This window comes from Carboxylicivirga sediminis (assembly GCF_018156225.1).
Taxonomy (GTDB): Bacteria; Bacteroidota; Bacteroidia; order Bacteroidales; family Marinilabiliaceae; genus Carboxylicivirga; species Carboxylicivirga sediminis.
The window spans coordinates 137,525-154,494 of record NZ_JAGTAR010000002.1 but is presented as its reverse complement, the minus strand read 5'-3'; the positions used below and the strand labels follow the sequence as shown (position 1 = coordinate 154,494).

Below are 16,970 nucleotides of genomic sequence, written 5' to 3'. Positions count from 1 at the left end.
GCTCTTTGGTCGGAGCGCTTTTTTTATGCGTTACCTCTTACCCTGGCAATCTCTTTATCATTCTCGGTGTTGATGAACATGGCATTCTTATACTGGCCATTCAATTGACCGTTCAATATGCGCTGTTGCATACTACCAATGATAAATTGGTGGTTCTTGCCATGCTCGTAGTTATCCGGATAAAACACTTCTCTGTTGTTACTGGCATTGTAAACTACCAGGCGCACCGATGAATCTTTTCGTCCATTAACTTCAATGAACCGGTTTCCTTTAATTGTGCGCAATTCCTTATCACTTCCATCGTTGTGTTTCAGTATAGCGTAAAAGAAATTCATGCCCAGGCTCTTTTGTAGAATGCGCTGATAAAGGCCGCCCATTACGGCTTGCTGTCCTTTGGCTTCCTCGGCCGGAAACGAATAAAAGGTTAGTGTGCGGCCTGGCTGTCCTTTGGGAGCCATAAAAACAACCAATTTGTACTTGGAAGTTTCTCTACTTGCGCTTTTTGTAGGTCTTTTTTGCATTTTCAATGATTATTTGGGTGGTTATTTACTGTTGATTATGAACGAATTGGACGTATTCTGTTTTTTTGTGGGGCATATGGGCCGCCAGGAATGCCATTGACCGGTTCACTTCGGCCAGGGTTGGCATGTCGGAGTACTGTTTTTGCAATTGTTCCATCACTTTCTTTTCTTCCAATTGCTTGGCAAACTCCCTTTTTTGTTTGGCCTGTGCAGCTTTATAGCTCAAGCGTTGGTCGTACCAGTCTCTTGTTGCAGCAAAGCCTTTTTTGTTCTTCACGTCCAGGTAAGCACATGGATAGATGTTGCTGAAATCAAAGTTGTTGCGTTTGATGTACGATGCAGCCATATCCACCCTGGTTTTGTACACTTTCAACCGGTATCGTGCCTGGTGTTCGCTCTCAATGCCGGAGAAGTAAGTTTGTACCAGGTATTCAATGGCTTTTTGCGTTTCACCGTGATAAATCTCGTGCTTTGAAAACAGCATTTGAATCAAGTAGATGTAGAAAGTTCGCGCATAGGATAGCTGCATTTCTGCCAAACTGTCAGTGTTTTGCGCATTTTCTTCGGCCGGCCGCGCGGAACTTTGCTCCCCTGGCTGCGGAGCAGCGGTGTGTACGGTTTCGGGGGTCGGATTTTGCGCATTTTTTTCGCTTTTTTGCTTGCTTTCTTGAATCCGGTCGCTTTGCTTGGTGGTTGTGTCAGGTAATTGGTTCTGTTCAGGTAGCATTGGTGAATCGTCACGATGATTCGTGACACCTTTCTCATCAACAGTATCAACATCCATTATTCTATTACTTTGCTCCTGAGGTAACCCTTTACCTGATACAGTAGGGCAATTTGCACTTTTCATCTTAGTCAAAGCCAGTAAATCCGCTTCTGAAAAAAATGAGGTGTAAGGCTGATAATCGGGGTTAGCCTGGTCATAAATCAGCAGAAATTCAGGGTTAATTAACACGTCTGAACGCCTTGTTTTGCTGATACCATGCTTGTCAAAGTCTTCCTGTTTTGAGCTTATAAAACCGGCTTCTTTTAGCCTCTTGATGCGTCTTTTAAAGGTGTCAACACTGCGTATATTCTTATTGGCTTCCAGGTATGCGCTAAGGTTGATGCGGAGAGGTTCTCCAATGTTGCGCGTATTTAAGCAGAAGTCCTTTCTTAGCTCACGGTTATCAATATTCAGCCTTATTTGGCCGTAGTAGATGCACTCGTGCATTAATTGCAAGTGCGGTTCCTTTAGTTGATCACCGTTCTTTTTATCCTGGTTATATTGAGCGATGAAGTTCTTTAAAAGTACATCATACTCGCTCTTTCGTCCGTTTTCACGTAATATTACTGGAACTGATATTTTCATAATTCTACTAATCGGGGAAGATTGTTGTTGAATTAGTTAGTTTTTGCGCATTTTCAGCGAAGAATGAAACTTCACTTTCTCGCGTTGTTGGTCAAAGCCTAATAGCTCAAGCTTCATATGGTGCTTTCTTATGGTCTCTCTGACGTTCAGGGCCATTTTCAAAATGTTCTTGAGTAAATCCATAGTGCTGTGCAATTAAAAAAGCGCACTTAAAGGCCGTTGCCAGTGTGCGCTTAATGTTTGAAACCAAAAAAATACGGCCTCACATTGGGTCGTATAGTTCTTTAAAAATGAGAAAGCGGCCCCATGTTCTAAAGCCACCCCCTCTATATTAATCAAAGATGAATGATAAAAATCCAACCTTGCTTGTATGGTCTTAAAAAAGGAAGTAGCCAGGGAAAAGGGAGTGTCCCCCTGGCTACATAGGGATTTGAAAGAGCAATAATATATCTTCATTGCAACCATCATCACTATGCTTCTCTCAAATCATTAATTGAATATCTCCCAACTTGCATCACAAAGATTTCTCCCGATTCTTTGTTATATTCTAGCTGCATTGCTTCAATCTTCGAAGCTTTTGCAATTGTTATTGTTTTGTCGTTTTCAATTGAGGCTATCATACCCTTTCCTTTGAATTCCTGGTTAACCAGGTTGATTAGTTGTTCTTTCATGATTTTTGCATTAAATCGGTTACTATTCCAATGGTTATTTATTTGGCCGAGCCAATTGAAACGAGAGCCAATATCCAACCCCTTGAATTGTTACTTTCGGTTTTGGGCAGTTTCCTTCCGTTTTTGGCGCGTTTTTTCAGTTTTTTTAACTTTTCTCACTCCGTGCAACGTTCCGTTGCTCGCAATTGGTCGGGCCATCAATTGGCCGTTGCTGGGTGTTGCACGGTGGTTTTTATTCTAGGTATTTTAAATGTTCCTCTACTGATAGCTTAAAGTGCTCCTGGGCATCGTAAACGCTTGATTTAGTTGTAGCCATATCAAAGGCTTGCTGCTTTTCTTTGTTTAGAGAATTACTGAAAGCATATCTTGAGCATACCAAGTCAATGCCTGCTATGTTTTTTCTCAATTGCAGAACCGTTTCTGTATATGTGTTCGCATCATGATTATTTAAGCCATTGCCCTTGCTCAAAGTGTCAAGAATATTGCTGAGAGTATTAATACAGGAGCATGTATTAACTACAGTAGTAAGCAAATATTGAATATCTGTCTTTACATACTTTTTCATGTCGCGTTCTATCATTTTTTTGTTAGATCGGTCTCTCATTAGGTTACTGGGTTTTGGGGCTAATTATTATATTTGAAAAGCGCACAGAGCCGAACGTTTTCGGGTGTGCGCTTTAGGTTAAATAAATTCTTGATTATTATGAGTGAATTACAAAAGCACGAGTCAGAATCAGATGACAGTGCATTGCTAACTATTATAGTTGAAAAAGGTATGGAAGCTGTCGATAAGGCTCTTGATAAGTATGCTGATGCAGAAAAATATAAGGCTGATAAGCACACTGAAATTGAGCTTAGAAAAATAGAAACTGCTAATAAACGTATTGAAGCTACCGAGCGAATAAAGAATAAGGAAAGCATTGTCGGTGGAATTGCAATTGGAGTGCTGGTTGGTGTAATCGTATGGCTTTCTGTAATTGATAAGCTCAATGTTGGCAATACAACAATTCTTGTGACAGCATTAACTGGCGCAATTGGCAAGTTCTTAGGTGTTTCATTTCCTAAGAGTAACAGCAAGTAATTACTATTACTGTACTTATTTTGCTGTATGTCAGTGCTCTTTTTCATAGTATCTGCGCTTATTCTTAATCTTTTAACTAATCAATTGGTTAATTCTATGTTTGCGAAAATGAACCAAAGTGATTATATTTGACATCTAAAATGAATCATTGTGTTCATTTATGTGATTGCAATATTAACAGGATAGTTCATTTAATCCAAATATTTTACGCAAAAAAATTAAAACTTAGTACCATGAATACATTTGGAGATAGATTGAAGCATCTTATAAAAGTCTCAGAATTAAAGACTAATAAGGTGTTTTGCCAAAAAGTAGGAATGACTGAGCAAGGTTTATCAAGGATTATTACGGGGAAGAATAATCCCTCATTTGATGTAATACAGGCTTGTATGAACCTTTTCTCTGATACTGAAATAATTTGGCTCTTAAGCGGCAAGGATTTTAATAATCGTTTGGCACTAGAAAACAAACAATTAAAAGAACAGGTTGCTGTTTTAGAACGTCAGCAACAAGATGTAAAACAGAATTTAGATCGATTAGTAAAGGACTCGGGTAGCGGAATAAATCCTCAGAGGATTCTTCATGTTTTAGAACGTAATTTTTCAACTCAAAAACATCTAAAATTTGCATGAAAGGGTCTCTGATTCGGTTACCTAATCTTTTTACGAAAAGATAACGGATTTAAATTCGGCAGGTTAGGCAGGTTCGTTCAGATCCGCCAGGAACCTCAAAATAAGCCGAATTTCAGAAATGGAGTTCGGCTTTTTAATTGGGAATAAGAAATATAATACACTAGGGGGATATTGAAGGATCTTGATTAGACATCCTAGATAACATTAGGGATGGTTTGCAGTATCCAAAAAATACCTGTATTAATAATTAGTAGAAAATGTCAATTATTATTTTAGAGTAAAAATGGACGGAAGGGAAAGAAAAAACATTAAAAAGGGAACTAAGGTGGCGATTCTTCAGAAACAAGATGAGCGTTCAGGAAATTTAACTCACGGTGTGGTGCAGGAAATTATTGATGAGGTATCTTTTCATCTGAAAGGGATTGAATGTAAACTTAAGACTGGCCAGATTGGTCGTGTGAAGATGATAAAGATATAGCAACATAAGAAATTTGAATGGAACTCCTAATCTCCTTTGTGAGGTTAGGAGTTTTTTATTTTATTCCCATTCGTTTTTACCTGTGAACAGCCATCAATAGAAAAGCACAAATTATTCCCAGAATATACTCGGACAGCTAAAGCTCTTTCGTTACCTGAGCTAGTTAACTGTGGCTGATAGTTTATAATGAATGAAGTGTTGATGTGTCTGGTGTTATGTCATAACGTGTTTATTAAAAACTCATTGATGGTAGTTGCAATTTGTAAGTGAATTGTAATTTTTTATAAAAAAGACATTGATATCTTAAAATAGATTTCCTAACTTGATTAGCATTCTAATTAAGCTCTTTTTATGAACCTCACTTACACAAAACACGATGCTGTTGGCATCATTACATTTTCGCGTCCTAAAGCATTAAATGCTCTCAATAGTGAAGTACTTAAGGAATTAAATACAATTTTGGATAAAATAGAAGCCAGTGAGGATATTCGTGTGATTATTCTTACCGGAGAGGGCAAGGCTTTTATTGCTGGAGCCGATATTGCTGAGATGCAGGGGAAGTCGGAGCAGGAGGCTAAAGCTTTTTCCAGCCTGGGACATGATGTGATGAACCGCATAGAACAATCACCCATACCTTTTATCGGGGCCCTCAATGGCTTTACTTTTGGCGGAGGCCTTGAGATGGCTTTATCATGCAGCTTTCTGTTGGCTGCCGAAACGGCAAAGTTTAGTGCCCCTGAGGTGAATCTGGGATTGATCCCCGGTTTTGGAGGTTCGCAGCGCCTGGTGCGTGCCATTGGGCTTAATAATGCCCGTTATTACCTGTATACAGCCAATATGTTTGATGCCACCGAGGCACTTCGGATGGGACTCGTTCAGGCTGTCTATTCCAATGAAGAATTAATGGATAAGGCAATGGAACTGGCCAAACTCATTACATCGAAAGGACCATTAGCTACCAGAACTTTAGCGGCCGTCGTTAATTGTGGATTAGAGAAGGGCTTTGTGGCTGGATGTAATGCCGAACAGGAGGCTTTTGCTTATTTATTCAACAACGAAGCGCAGGAAGGGATGAGTGCTTTCCTCGAAAAACGCAAACCTCAGTGGTAAACGTAACCCAATTATACAATATATTATGAGCCATCTGGATAGATTTAAGAACATTAGTGTCATTGGTGCGGCTGGCAAAATGGGCAGTGGTATTCTACTCATGAATGTTTTACACGCCACTAAGTTGATGCACCATGCACCTTATTTGGGACAAACCTTTGTTATTAATGCCATTGATCAAAACTTTGAACGTTTGCTGGGATTAATGAATTACCTGAAAGAGCAACTGCAGAAGTGGGCTGAAAAAAACATTGTTGAGCTGCGAAAGCTCTATGCTAACCGGGCTCATCTCATTGATAATAAAGACATCATTGAGGCGTTTGTGTTTGAAGCACTATCGTTAGTGAAACCATCAATAAATATGGAGGCTGCTTATCATTCTACCTTGGTTTTTGAAGCCATTATTGAGGATGAGACGATTAAGTCATCTGTTTTGAAACAAATCAATGACAATAATCCACATGAACCATTTTTCCTAACTAACACAAGTGCTATTCCCATTGAGGTACTGAATCAGAAAGCACAATTGGATGGACGCATCATTGGCTGTCATTTCTATAATCCGCCGGCTGTACAGAAGCTGATCGAAGTGGTTGAGTTGAAAGACGGCCATCCTGAGTTGAGTAAAATAGTGGATGGTTTTGCCAGGCACATGGATAAACTCATCGTGCCTTCTTTCGATGTGGCAGGTTTTGTTGGCAATGGCTTTTTCATGCGCGAGATATTGTTTGCCGAGAAAATGTATAATGATCTGCGAAAAGAACTGGATGCACAACAGGCTTTGCTGATTACCGATAAGGTCAGTCACGAGCTGATGATGCGCCCCATGGGTATCTTTCAGTTGGTCGACTATGTCGGTATCGATGTCTGTGTGTTGATTATGAAGGTGATGAATACTTACCTCGATGAAGAGATAGTCAGTCCATTACTAACCAGTCTTTTGGAAAAAGGGGTAAGGGGAGGACAACATCATGATGGCTCCCAAAAAGAGGGTTTGTTCAGGTACGAAAAAGGCCGTCCGGTTGAATTGTATGATATCGATGCCGATAAGTATGTAGGCATTGAAACACCTGCTTTGGAAGCTGATGAATACTTATCCGTACGAACAAAAGTTTACTCCTGGAATCAGTTGAGCCGCTCTAAATATCGGGAGCAGCATCTGAAAGAAACCTTTGAGCAGCTAGCCGGTGAATACAGTCGAGGTGCCCGACTCCTGAAGACATATATGGCAGCCATGAAAGCTTTAGGTCTTCAACTGAAGGAGGATGGTGTCACTGCATCCACCGATTATGTCAATGCCGTGATGATGAATGGATTTTATCACTTGTACGGACCCGTTAACGATTATAATTTTTAAGCCATGCAAAAACGTGTTTTTATAGTAGCCGGATATAATACGATCTCGCTGGGGAGCGGACGTTCGGAGTTCAATCCTAAAAAAGAAAACCCGGGACTGGCGCATTACATACAGGAGGCAGGACGAAATGTACTAGAGCGTATTAACGGGGCAGAACATGTGGACGAAAGCGTTATTGGTAACTTCATTGCTTCTCGTTTCAATAATCAGGCGCATTTGGCGGCTTTTATCCCATCTATTGATGAGAAATTGAAATACAAACCTTCCGTTAGAGTCGAAGGCGCCTGTGCTTCCGGAGGGTTGGCTGTGATGACGGGCGTGAAGTCTATACTCGCTGGCACAGCGGAGGTGGTGCTGGTGGTTGGTGTGGAAGTTCAGAATACAGTGAAAGCCATGTATGGTGCCGACTTCCTGGCTCAGGCGGATTATTATCCGAAACGAAAAGATGGACATGCCTATTTCTTTCCGGGAAAATTCAGCGACCGGGCTGGTGCTTATGCCAATGCCTATGGCGAAGAATACATGCGTAAAGGCCTGGCTAAATGGTATGTCAATTGTGTGGAGAATGCACGCCTGTGTGAAACAGCTCAGGAATATGAGAATAAAAGTGATAAACTGATGGAAACGGGATTGCTGCCTCCCGATGGAAGCCGTTTCGTGGATCATCTTAATTATACCGACTGCTCCAAGGTGTCGGATGGAGCTTCGGCCATTGCTATCGTTTCTGAGGAAGGATTAAAGCGCACCGGCATTCCGCTGAATGAGGCTATTGAACTGGTTGGTTTTGCCCAGGCTGAGGATAATATCATGGAAGAACCGGCTGACCCATTGGAATTAAGTACTACCAAAGCTGCTGTAAACAGAGTGTTAAGCATGGCTGGCATCGGAAAAGAGCAGCTTGCAACTGTGGAAACGCACGATTGCTTTACCATTGCCGGCGTATTGGCAACCGAGGCCATTGGTTTTGCAGCTAAGGGTAAAGGAGCAGCATATGTGGCTGAAGGCAACACGGCACGTAATGGCACTATCCCTTTTAATACCACAGGCGGACTGATTGCCTGGGGACATCCAACCGGAGCCACAGGTGTGCATCAGGTGGTGACCATATGGGAACAGCTAACAGGTCAGGCGGGGCAGGCACAAATCAAGGTTCCTAATAATAAACCTTACGGAATGACAGTGAATATGGGCGGCAATGATAAGACGGTGGTAAGCATGGTATTTAAACAATGTAAATAAAAATCTCCCTAATCAAATAACTAAAGACAAATGAATTTCCAATTAACAGAAGAGCAAATAATGATTCAGCAGGCTGCCCGTGATTATGCGCAGCGCGAGCTGATACAGGATGTGATTGAACGGGATGAGAAAGCGATTTATCCCACAGAACACATCCGTAACCTGGCTGAACTGGGTTTTCTGGGGATGCTGGTCGACCCACAATACGATGGTGGCGGCATGGATACAGTGTCTTATGTACTGGCCATGGAAGAGCTTTCCAAAGTAGATTCTTCGGTGGGTGTCATCATATCGGTTAATAACTCACTGGTGTGTTTCGGATTAGAGAAGTACGGTACCGAAGAGCAGAAAGAGAAATATCTCAAACCACTGGCCAGGGGTGAAGTAACTGGTGCCTTCCTGTTGTCTGAACCCGGTGCGGGTTCGGATGCCACTTCGCAGCAAACCAAAGCCATTGATATGGGTGATCATTACCTGGTGAATGGCGTTAAAAACTGGATCACCAATGGCCATACTGCCTCAGTTTATTTGTTGATTGCACAAACAGATCCGGCTAAAGGCCATCATGGCATCAATGCCCTGATAGTCGATCGACATGCCGAAGGAATTACGGTTGGCCCGCATGAAAACAAAATGGGGATGCGCAGTTCAGACACCCATTCGGTGCAGTTTACCGATGTAAAAGTGCCGAAGGAGAATCGCATTGGTGAAGATGGTTTCGGCTTTAAGTTTGCCATGAAAACGCTGGAAGGTGGGCGGATTGGTATTGCATCTCAAGCGTTGGGTATTGCTTCCGGGGCTTACGAGCTGGCGCGTAAATATGCCATGGAACGAAAGACTTTCGGGAAGCCGATCATCAGGCACCAGGCTATTGCTTTTAAACTGGCCGATATGGCCACTGAGATTGAAGCCGCCAGATTCCTTTGTCTGAAAGCAGCCTGGCTCAAAGACCAGGGACAACCGTATGGCATTGCCAGTGCCATGGCCAAACAATATGCGGCCGATATGGCTATGCGTGTAACCACCGAAGCAGTGCAGATTCATGGTGGATACGGTTATGTGAAAGAGTACCATGTGGAGCGTCTGATGCGCGATGCCAAGCTGACACAGATTTATGAGGGAACTTCTGAGATTCAAAAGGTTGTGGTGTCCCGAGCCATTGAAAGCGGCAATATTTAATTATCTAAAAACAAGGATTATGAGAGTATTAGTTTGCATGAGTTATATACCTGATACAACAACCAAAATACGCTTTAGGGAAGATAATACTCAACTCGATGATACATCCATCCAATGGGTGATTAATCCATGGGATGAACTGGCATTGACACGTGCAGTGGAGTTGAAGGAAGATGCAGGTACACCTGTGGATGAGGTGGAGATAGTAATGGTAGGAGGCGTACGGTGCGAACCCATCCTCCGCAAAGGACTGGCCATTGGCGCTGACAAAGCAACCCGGATTGATGTAGAACCGCTGGATGCCTTTCAGACAGCCACTCAGCTGGCAGCTTATATGCAAGGAAAAGATTGTGGGTTTATTGTTTGCGGCATTGAGTCGGGCGATTACAACGAGGCGGCCGTTGGCGGTATGCTGGCCGAACTGTTGGATTATGCTTCGGTGTCTTCGGTATCATCTGTTCAGTTTGATGGTGTAACACCCATCTACCAGCGCGATGTGGCCAATGGTAAGGAGCAGGTGAAAGTGGATGGGCCGGCTGTACTCATTGTGCAGAAAGGATTCGCCCGTGTGCCTAAAATCCCCAATATGCGTGGTATTATGACGGCCAGAAGCAAGCCGCTGGATGTGATTCCAGCCATTCAAGCGGAACCTTTAGTAGAATTTGTTGAGTATGCTGCTCCACCATCAAAAGGAGGAGTGAAGATGCTTAACACGCCGGAAGAGTTAGTTCGAAGCCTGAGTGACGAGGCGAAACTCATTTAACACACCAAAAAGAAATCGCCAGAAGCAATCACACCATTATTAACATCTTAAATCAGGACTATGTCAATACTCGTATATATCAGAAATGTTGGGGGCCAACTCAAGAAACAAAGCCTTGAACTAACCGCTTATGCCAAAGCAATGGCTGATGCCTTAAACCTTGACGTAACAGGCTTGGTAATTGGTACAATAACTGATGATGAATTGAATAAATTAGGCAATTATGGTATGAGCCGCATACTTAAAGCAAACGATGAAAAGTACAATCAGCGGGTGAACAGGGTTTATACACGCATTGTGGAGCAAGCAGTCAAAGAGGTGGATGCTAAATACATTTTGTTTCCCGATAATGCTCAGGGAAAAGCCATTGCACCTCGGTTGTCGGTACGTTTAAAAGCTGGATTTATTCCACAGGTATTGGATTTGCCTTCGTCTTATGAACCTTTCACTGTTAAAAAGAGAGCTTTTACCGGAAAGGCTATTGCAACGGTCACAGCCCATACCGGGCGAGTTATCCTGACGCCCATGCTCAATAGCTTTGGTTTGCGGGAAAATGCTCAGGACCTGGAAATACAAAGCTTCGAGCCACATATTGAAGAGCCTAATTCGCGGTTGGAACTGGTTGGTAAACAGTTGAGCGAAGAAGGAGTGCAGCTGGCAGATGCCGATATTGTTGTAAGTGGAGGACGTGGTATGCGCTCATCAGAGAATTTTGCGATGCTGGAGGAACTGGCTGCCACGCTGGGAGCCGCCACTGCCTGTAGTCGACCTGTGGCCGATGATGGCTGGCGCCCGGCAGATGAGCACGTAGGGCAAACCGGTAAAATTATTGCGCCAAACATCTATTTTGCCATTGGCATATCCGGGGCCATTCAGCATGTGGCCGGGGTGAGTGGTGCCAAATGTATTGTGGGCATTAACTCCGACCCCGAAGCGCCCATTTTTGAGGTGGCCGACTATGGTATGGTGGGAGATGCTTTTCAGATTATTCCGGAGCTGAATGCCTTGTTCAAGAAGCATATTCAAGAGGATAAGTAACGATTAAGAAGAAAGTTGTACTGCTTAAATTAATTTATAACTACTGCCTTCTGACTGACAACTAGCAAACTATGTTTATGAATCAGCTTGTTTTTACAATTATTCTCATTGCCGCCATTGCAATCTTGCTACGTTCATTCTGGCAGATACGAGCAAATTTTGCTCTTACCCGTGATGTGGCGTTTGATGGCCAGGTGATGAAACGTCTGCGTTTAACCGCAAAAGTTGCTTTGGGACAAACTAAAATTCTGCGTAAACCATTCATCGGCCTGATGCATGCTCTCGTATTCTGGGGCTTTATTGTGATTACCATCGGAAGCCTTGAGATGGTGATTGACGGGGTGTCAGGCTGGCATCGCTCATTTAGTGTTCTTGGTCCTTTATATACCCTGATAGCTGCCAGCGGCGATATTTTTGCTTATGTGGTGCTGGCCGGAATCATTTTGTTTCTGGCTCGTCGTCTGTTGATGCATGTCAGGCGGTTTGAAGGTGCTGAGCTGACTAAAGCCAATAAAACAGATGCTGCTATTGCACTTGGTTTTATAATGTTACTAATGCTTTCATTGATTGGACTAAATATAACTGATGTATATCTGCATGGCAGTGACTTGCCGGGTACCTATCCCATATCAGCCTGGTTGTTGCCCTATTTCGATTTTTCGACAATAGATGCAAGAGTCATGTACCGGTTTTATTGGTGGACGCACATTTTGCTCATCTTTATTTTTGCTAATTACCTGCCATACTCCAAGCATTTTCATGTGTTCATGTCCTTGCCCAATGTGTTTTTCAGTAACCTGAATCCATTAACCTATCTGCCTTCGATGCCTGAAGTACAAAAAGAAGTGGCGCTGATGCTCAGTGGTAATGCTTATAATGCTGCACCACTGGAACAGCCCCAGCGATTTGGTGTGAAGGATGTGGAGGACATCACCTGGAAAAATTACATGGATGCATTGACATGTACCCAATGCGGGCGTTGTACAGAGGTGTGCCCGGCCAATATTACAGGTAAATTATTGTCGCCACGAAAACTGTTTGTAGATATCCGTGCCCGGATGGATGAAAAAAGTAAGAATGGTTCAGGTAAATTTTTGTTGGGCGATTATATCTCTAAAGAAGAGCTATGGGCCTGTACCACCTGTAATGCCTGTGCACAGGAATGCCCTTTAAATATCAGTCATCCGAACCTGATAATGGATATGCGTCGTTACCTGGTGCTGGAAGAGGGCGATGCACCGGATGAGCTCAACGCTATGTTTGCCAATATCGAAAATAACGGGGCACCCTGGAAGTATTCGGCCGAAGACCGTCTGAAATGGACAGAGGCCTAATGTATTTTAATCGTAAATCTCACACATGACAAAGATAGATGTGCCGATAATGGCAGAAGTAAGCGCACAAGGGCATCAGCCAGAATACCTGTTTTGGGTTGGTTGTGCCGGTGCATTTGATAAACGTTACCAGAAAGTGACGCGCGCTTTTGCGCAAATACTCAATGCGGCAAATATTGATTATGCCGTTTTAGGCACTGAAGAAACCTGTACGGGCGATCCGGCCAAACGGGCTGGTAACGAAATGCTTTTTCAGATGCAGGCTATGCAGGTCATTGAAACGCTTAATGGCTATGGTGTGAAAAAGGTCATTTGTACTTGTCCACACTGTTTCAATATCATCAAAAACGAATATCCCGAACTGGGAGGCGACTACGAAGTCATCCATTATTCAGCGTTTATACAACAACTGGTTGACAGAGATCAGATTAAGGTGAATCTGGAAGGTTTGAAGAATAAACGTATAACCTATCACGATCCCTGCTACCTCGGACGCGGAAATGGTATTTACGAAGCACCGCGTAAGGTAATTAACCATTTTAATATTGATTACCGGGAGATGAAACGGACCAAGAGCTTTTCGCTTTGCTGTGGGGCTGGTGGGGCGCAAATGTTCAAAGAAGCCGAGAAGGGGCAAAAGGAAGTGTATGAAGAACGTACATCAGATGTGCTGGCAACAGGTGCCAATATTGTGGCTACGGCCTGTCCGTTTTGCATGACCATGCTAACGGATGGGATCAAATTTGCCAACAAGGAAGAGGAAGTCATAAATATGGATATTGCTGAGCTCATTGCTCAAAACCTTATGGAATAAACCGGATTCAGCTATGGAAACCATCTACCAATCAAAAAATAAGATCAGGATTGTAACGGCTACCTCATTGTTTGATGGGCACGATGCGGCTATTAACATCATGCGCCGTATCATGCAGGCATCAGGGGCTGAAGTGATTCACTTGGGGCATAACCGTTCTGTTTTAGAGATTGTAGACTGTGCCATACAGGAAGATGCGCAGGCCATCGCAGTAACTTCCTACCAGGGTGGTCATATGGAATTTTTTAAGTATATGTTTGACCTCCTGCAAGAAAAAGGAGCCGGACATATCCAGCTGTTTGGTGGAGGTGGAGGTGTTATTCTTCCTCACGAGATTGAGGAGCTGCATCAATATGGCATTGCAGGCATCTTTTCACCAGATGATGGTCGTTCCATGGGCTTGCAGGGCATGGTGAATCAGTTATTAAAAAAAGCTGATTACAACCTGGCCGAATTGAACTTGATTAAAAGGCTGCCAGTCTTTAGTGATACCCTGAGTCTGGCAAGATGCTTTACCCTGCTGGAGATGGGCAATACGCATGCGCAGAGTATTCAATCATTGTTGTTGGAAGTGACTGATCATACATCTATACCTGTTATTGGTATCACCGGGACAGGCGGCGCTGGTAAATCCTCGTTGATAGATGAGCTGGTACGACGCCTGCTAATCGATGCGCCAGCCTTGCAAATAGCCATTGTGTCCATCGACCCAAGTAAACGAAAATCAGGCGGAGCCTTGCTTGGTGACCGTATTCGCATGAATAGCATTCACCACGAGAATGTGTTTATGCGCTCCATGGCAACGCGTCAGACAGGACAGGCCATTGCGGCTCACCTGAAAGAAGGAGTGGAGTTGCTGAAAGCTGCCGGAGCCGATCTGATCATATTAGAAACCTCGGGCATTGGCCAGGGCGATTCACAGATAATTGATTACAGTAATATGGCGCTTTATGTGATGACACCCGAGTTTGGAGCACCATCACAGCTGGAAAAAATTGACATGCTTGATTTTGCAGATTGGGTAGTTATCAATAAATCAGACAAGCAAGGGGCTGATGATGCTTTGCGAGATGTGAAGAAACAGGTGCAACGCAATAAACAGCTGTGGAATCAACCCACAGAGGAGATGCCTGTGTATTTGACGAATGCATCCCATTGTTTTGATGCTGGTGTTAATCACTTTTACCAAGCTTTAACAGCTCAACTGGAGAAGGATTTTCCGTCTCTGAAAATTAAGCAGGCAGACTTCAGTAGGCGAGAATCGGGATTGCACACCATTATACCCACTAACCGGGTACGTTACCTGGCTGAGATTAGTGAAACGGTGCGGAGCTATAATAAGGAGGCTGAAGAGCAGGCTGATGTGGCTGGCAAACTCTGGGCTTTAAAGCAAAGCGCTTGTTTAATCAAGCAGGAAAGTGATGCTGTTCAAACTCTGGGTGAGACGATTGAGTATTGGGAGAATAAGCTGTATCTTGAAAACAAAGCTTTGATAGAACATTGGGATGAGTTGATACAGTCTTACAAACAGAAGGAGTTTGTATTTAAACCGCGAGATAAAGAGATACGCATTCAAACGTATACAGAGTCTCTATCGCATTTGAAGATTCCTAAAATTGCGGTGCCGAAGTATAGCAACTGGGCCGATATTTTACGTTGGCAATTGAAAGAGAACTTTCCCGGATTGTTCCCATTTGCTGCAGGCGTATTTCCATTCAGGCGCGAGTATGAAGACCCAACCCGCATGTTTGCCGGCGAGGGAAGTCCCGAACGTACTAACAAGCGCTTTCATTACTTGTCGGCTGGTCAGCCGGCCCGACGCTTATCCACCGCCTTTGATTCTGTAACGCTCTATGGTGAGAATCCAGATGTCCGTCCTGATATCTATGGCAAAGTGGGGAACTCAGGTGTTTCTATTGCCACTTTGGACGATGTAAAGAAGCTCTATTCTGGGTTTGATTTATGTGCTCCTCTCACATCGGTGAGCATGACCATTAATGGACCCGCGCCTGTATTGATGGCTTTCTTTTTGAATGCGGCCATCGATCAGCAGTGTGAGCAATACCTGGAAGCACATCAGCCAGCCTTACTGACGAAACAGAAAGACTATGTGCAATACAATGGGACACTGCCGGATGGTAGCGATGGACTTGGCTTGAAGCTTTTGGGGGTGTCGGGCGATCAACTGTTGGATACACATGAGTATGAACAGTTAAAAAACGAAGCACTGTGCGCTGTTCGTGGTACTGTGCAGGCTGATATTTTAAAAGAGGACCAGGCGCAGAATACCTGCATCTATTCGGTGGATTTCTCATTAAAGATGATGGGCGATGTGCAGGAATATTTCATCAAAAATCAGGTGCGTAATTTTTATTCGGTTTCCATCTCGGGCTATCACATTGCCGAGGCCGGCGCCAACCCGGTCACTCAGCTGGCCTTCACATTGGCTAATGGCTTTACCTATGTGGAGTATTATTTGTCGCGTGGTATGCATATCGATGCCTTTGCGCCTAACCTGTCTTTTTTCTTCTCAAATGGCATCGATCCTGAGTTCTCGGTCATTGGACGTGTGGCTCGTTTAATATGGGCAAAGACCATCAAGTATAAGTATGGAGGGAATGAAAAATCACAGAAACTGAAGTATCATATACAAACATCGGGTCGCTCACTGCATGTGCAGGAGATTGAGTTTAATGATATTCGCACAACCTTACAGGCCTTGTATGCGATTTATGACAACTGCAACTCTTTGCATACGAATGCCTACGACGAAGCCATTACAACACCCACAGAGGAGTCGGTGCGTCGTGCCATGGCGATACAAATGATTATTAATCACGAGCTGGGTCTTAACAAAAACCAGAATTCATTGCAGGGTGCTTTTATTATTGAGGAGCTAACCGAGCTGGTAGAGGAAGCTGTATTACTGGAGTTTGAGCGCATCAACGCACGAGGAGGCGTTTTGGGAGCCATGGAAACCAATTACCAGCGAGGTAAAATCCAGGAAGAGTCGCTGCATTATGAGCGGGTTAAAAATACAGGTGAACTGCCATTGATTGGCGTGAATACCTATTTGTCTAAAAGTGGTTCGCCAACCATTTTGCCACGTGAAGTAATTAGAAGCAGCGAAGAGGAAAAGCAGCAGCAACTGGATGCACTTCATCAGTTTCATCAGCATCATAAAGAACAGTCAGGTAATTGCCTTGAACGATTAAAGGAAGTAGCTTTAAGTGATGGCAATATTTTTGAAGAACTGATGGAAACGGTGAAGTATTGTTCGCTTGGTCAGATTACACAAGCTTTGTATGAGGTGGGAGGACAGTATCGACGAAATATGTAAGTGCTCTGTACAGCGCCATTTGGCTAAAAGATTAATTAAGTAGCATAAGTGTTGGCAAGGTA

General features: G+C 43.5%; 17 protein-coding genes. 12 read left to right on the top strand and 5 right to left on the bottom strand.

The window, feature by feature from the left end; all coding sequences use genetic code 11:
- Nucleotides 1-23 precede the first annotated feature (23 nt).
- The 5 genes from KDU71_RS02430 to KDU71_RS02410 form a co-directional block, all read right to left on the bottom strand.
- Nucleotides 24-521: a hypothetical protein gene (locus KDU71_RS02430; RefSeq protein ID WP_212188305.1), complete on the bottom strand. Its 498-nt coding sequence runs from the start codon at nt 519-521 to the stop codon at nt 24-26.
- A 25-nt stretch (nt 522-546) separates the two neighbouring features.
- Complete coding sequence (locus KDU71_RS02425; RefSeq protein WP_212188304.1) at nt 547-1,872, bottom strand: hypothetical protein; 1,326 nt, start codon at nt 1,870-1,872, stop codon at nt 547-549.
- Nucleotides 1,873-1,908: 36 nt separating this feature from the next.
- Complete coding sequence (locus KDU71_RS02420; RefSeq protein WP_212188303.1) at nt 1,909-2,055, bottom strand: hypothetical protein; 147 nt, start codon at nt 2,053-2,055, stop codon at nt 1,909-1,911.
- Between the two features lie 287 nt (nt 2,056-2,342).
- Complete coding sequence (locus tag KDU71_RS02415) at nt 2,343-2,543, bottom strand: hypothetical protein (protein WP_212188302.1); 201 nt, start codon at nt 2,541-2,543, stop codon at nt 2,343-2,345.
- A gap of 232 nt (nt 2,544-2,775) precedes the next feature.
- A complete protein-coding gene (locus KDU71_RS02410; protein WP_212188301.1) occupies nt 2,776-3,108 on the bottom strand; it encodes a hypothetical protein in 333 nt (110 codons plus the stop codon).
- A gap of 138 nt (nt 3,109-3,246) precedes the next feature.
- Here KDU71_RS02410 and KDU71_RS02405 point away from each other — a divergent pair, with 138 nt between their 5' ends.
- From KDU71_RS02405 to KDU71_RS02350, 12 genes are all read left to right on the top strand, one after another.
- Nucleotides 3,247-3,624, top strand: a complete 378-nt coding sequence (locus tag KDU71_RS02405) for a hypothetical protein (protein ID WP_212188300.1) — start codon at nt 3,247-3,249, stop codon at nt 3,622-3,624.
- Nucleotides 3,625-3,857: 233 nt separating this feature from the next.
- Complete coding sequence (locus tag KDU71_RS02400; protein WP_212188299.1) at nt 3,858-4,256, top strand: helix-turn-helix domain-containing protein; 399 nt, start codon at nt 3,858-3,860, stop codon at nt 4,254-4,256.
- Between the two features lie 283 nt (nt 4,257-4,539).
- Nucleotides 4,540-4,734 carry a YwbE family protein gene (locus KDU71_RS02395; protein WP_212188298.1) on the top strand — a complete coding sequence of 65 codons (195 nt, stop codon included), beginning with the start codon at nt 4,540-4,542 and terminating at the stop codon, nt 4,732-4,734.
- Nucleotides 4,735-5,085: 351 nt separating this feature from the next.
- Nucleotides 5,086-5,844 carry an enoyl-CoA hydratase/isomerase family protein gene (locus tag KDU71_RS02390; RefSeq protein ID WP_212188297.1) on the top strand — a complete coding sequence of 253 codons (759 nt, stop codon included), beginning with the start codon at nt 5,086-5,088 and terminating at the stop codon, nt 5,842-5,844.
- Nucleotides 5,845-5,869: 25 nt separating this feature from the next.
- Nucleotides 5,870-7,201, top strand: a complete 1,332-nt coding sequence (locus KDU71_RS02385; protein WP_212188296.1) for a 3-hydroxyacyl-CoA dehydrogenase family protein — start codon at nt 5,870-5,872, stop codon at nt 7,199-7,201.
- Between the two features lie 3 nt (nt 7,202-7,204).
- The gene (locus tag KDU71_RS02380) at nt 7,205-8,440 is read left to right on the top strand and encodes a thiolase C-terminal domain-containing protein (protein WP_212188295.1); all 1,236 of its coding nucleotides are present in this window, start codon (nt 7,205-7,207) and stop codon (nt 8,438-8,440) included.
- 30 nt (nt 8,441-8,470) lie between these two features.
- Nucleotides 8,471-9,619: an acyl-CoA dehydrogenase family protein gene (locus tag KDU71_RS02375; protein WP_212188294.1), complete on the top strand. Its 1,149-nt coding sequence runs from the start codon at nt 8,471-8,473 to the stop codon at nt 9,617-9,619.
- A gap of 19 nt (nt 9,620-9,638) precedes the next feature.
- Entirely contained in the window at nt 9,639-10,382 is a 744-nt protein-coding gene (locus tag KDU71_RS02370) for an electron transfer flavoprotein subunit beta/FixA family protein (protein ID WP_212188293.1), read from the top strand.
- 60 nt (nt 10,383-10,442) lie between these two features.
- Complete coding sequence (locus tag KDU71_RS02365) at nt 10,443-11,420, top strand: electron transfer flavoprotein subunit alpha/FixB family protein (RefSeq protein WP_212188292.1); 978 nt, start codon at nt 10,443-10,445, stop codon at nt 11,418-11,420.
- Between the two features lie 77 nt (nt 11,421-11,497).
- Entirely contained in the window at nt 11,498-12,754 is a 1,257-nt protein-coding gene (locus KDU71_RS02360; RefSeq protein ID WP_212188291.1) for a 4Fe-4S dicluster domain-containing protein, read from the top strand.
- Nucleotides 12,755-12,779: 25 nt separating this feature from the next.
- Nucleotides 12,780-13,568, top strand: a complete 789-nt coding sequence (locus tag KDU71_RS02355) for a (Fe-S)-binding protein (RefSeq protein WP_244828082.1) — start codon at nt 12,780-12,782, stop codon at nt 13,566-13,568.
- A 13-nt stretch (nt 13,569-13,581) separates the two neighbouring features.
- Nucleotides 13,582-16,908, top strand: coding sequence for a methylmalonyl-CoA mutase family protein (locus KDU71_RS02350; RefSeq protein WP_212188290.1), 3,327 nt, complete (start codon nt 13,582-13,584; stop codon nt 16,906-16,908).
- The last annotated feature ends 62 nt before the right edge of the window (nt 16,909-16,970 follow it).

What these genes read in the sequence shown, in the direction of transcription:
- KDU71_RS02430 (WP_212188305.1), bottom strand. Translation starts at nt 521, where the DNA reads ATGCAAAAAAGACCTACAAAAAGCGCAAGTAGAGAAACTTCCAAGTAC.
- KDU71_RS02425 (WP_212188304.1), bottom strand. Translation starts at nt 1,872, where the DNA reads ATGAAAATATCAGTTCCAGTAATATTACGTGAAAACGGACGAAAGAGC.
- KDU71_RS02420 (WP_212188303.1), bottom strand. Translation starts at nt 2,055, where the DNA reads ATGGATTTACTCAAGAACATTTTGAAAATGGCCCTGAACGTCAGAGAG.
- KDU71_RS02415 (WP_212188302.1), bottom strand. Translation starts at nt 2,543, where the DNA reads ATGAAAGAACAACTAATCAACCTGGTTAACCAGGAATTCAAAGGAAAG.
- KDU71_RS02410 (WP_212188301.1), bottom strand. Translation starts at nt 3,108, where the DNA reads ATGAAAAAGTATGTAAAGACAGATATTCAATATTTGCTTACTACTGTA.
- KDU71_RS02405 (WP_212188300.1), top strand. Translation starts at nt 3,247, where the DNA reads ATGAGTGAATTACAAAAGCACGAGTCAGAATCAGATGACAGTGCATTG.
- KDU71_RS02400 (WP_212188299.1), top strand. Translation starts at nt 3,858, where the DNA reads ATGAATACATTTGGAGATAGATTGAAGCATCTTATAAAAGTCTCAGAA.
- KDU71_RS02395 (WP_212188298.1), top strand. Translation starts at nt 4,540, where the DNA reads ATGGACGGAAGGGAAAGAAAAAACATTAAAAAGGGAACTAAGGTGGCG.
- KDU71_RS02390 (WP_212188297.1), top strand. Translation starts at nt 5,086, where the DNA reads ATGAACCTCACTTACACAAAACACGATGCTGTTGGCATCATTACATTT.
- KDU71_RS02385 (WP_212188296.1), top strand. Translation starts at nt 5,870, where the DNA reads ATGAGCCATCTGGATAGATTTAAGAACATTAGTGTCATTGGTGCGGCT.
- KDU71_RS02380 (WP_212188295.1), top strand. Translation starts at nt 7,205, where the DNA reads ATGCAAAAACGTGTTTTTATAGTAGCCGGATATAATACGATCTCGCTG.
- KDU71_RS02375 (WP_212188294.1), top strand. Translation starts at nt 8,471, where the DNA reads ATGAATTTCCAATTAACAGAAGAGCAAATAATGATTCAGCAGGCTGCC.
- KDU71_RS02370 (WP_212188293.1), top strand. Translation starts at nt 9,639, where the DNA reads ATGAGAGTATTAGTTTGCATGAGTTATATACCTGATACAACAACCAAA.
- KDU71_RS02365 (WP_212188292.1), top strand. Translation starts at nt 10,443, where the DNA reads ATGTCAATACTCGTATATATCAGAAATGTTGGGGGCCAACTCAAGAAA.
- KDU71_RS02360 (WP_212188291.1), top strand. Translation starts at nt 11,498, where the DNA reads ATGAATCAGCTTGTTTTTACAATTATTCTCATTGCCGCCATTGCAATC.
- KDU71_RS02355 (WP_244828082.1), top strand. Translation starts at nt 12,780, where the DNA reads ATGACAAAGATAGATGTGCCGATAATGGCAGAAGTAAGCGCACAAGGG.
- KDU71_RS02350 (WP_212188290.1), top strand. Translation starts at nt 13,582, where the DNA reads ATGGAAACCATCTACCAATCAAAAAATAAGATCAGGATTGTAACGGCT.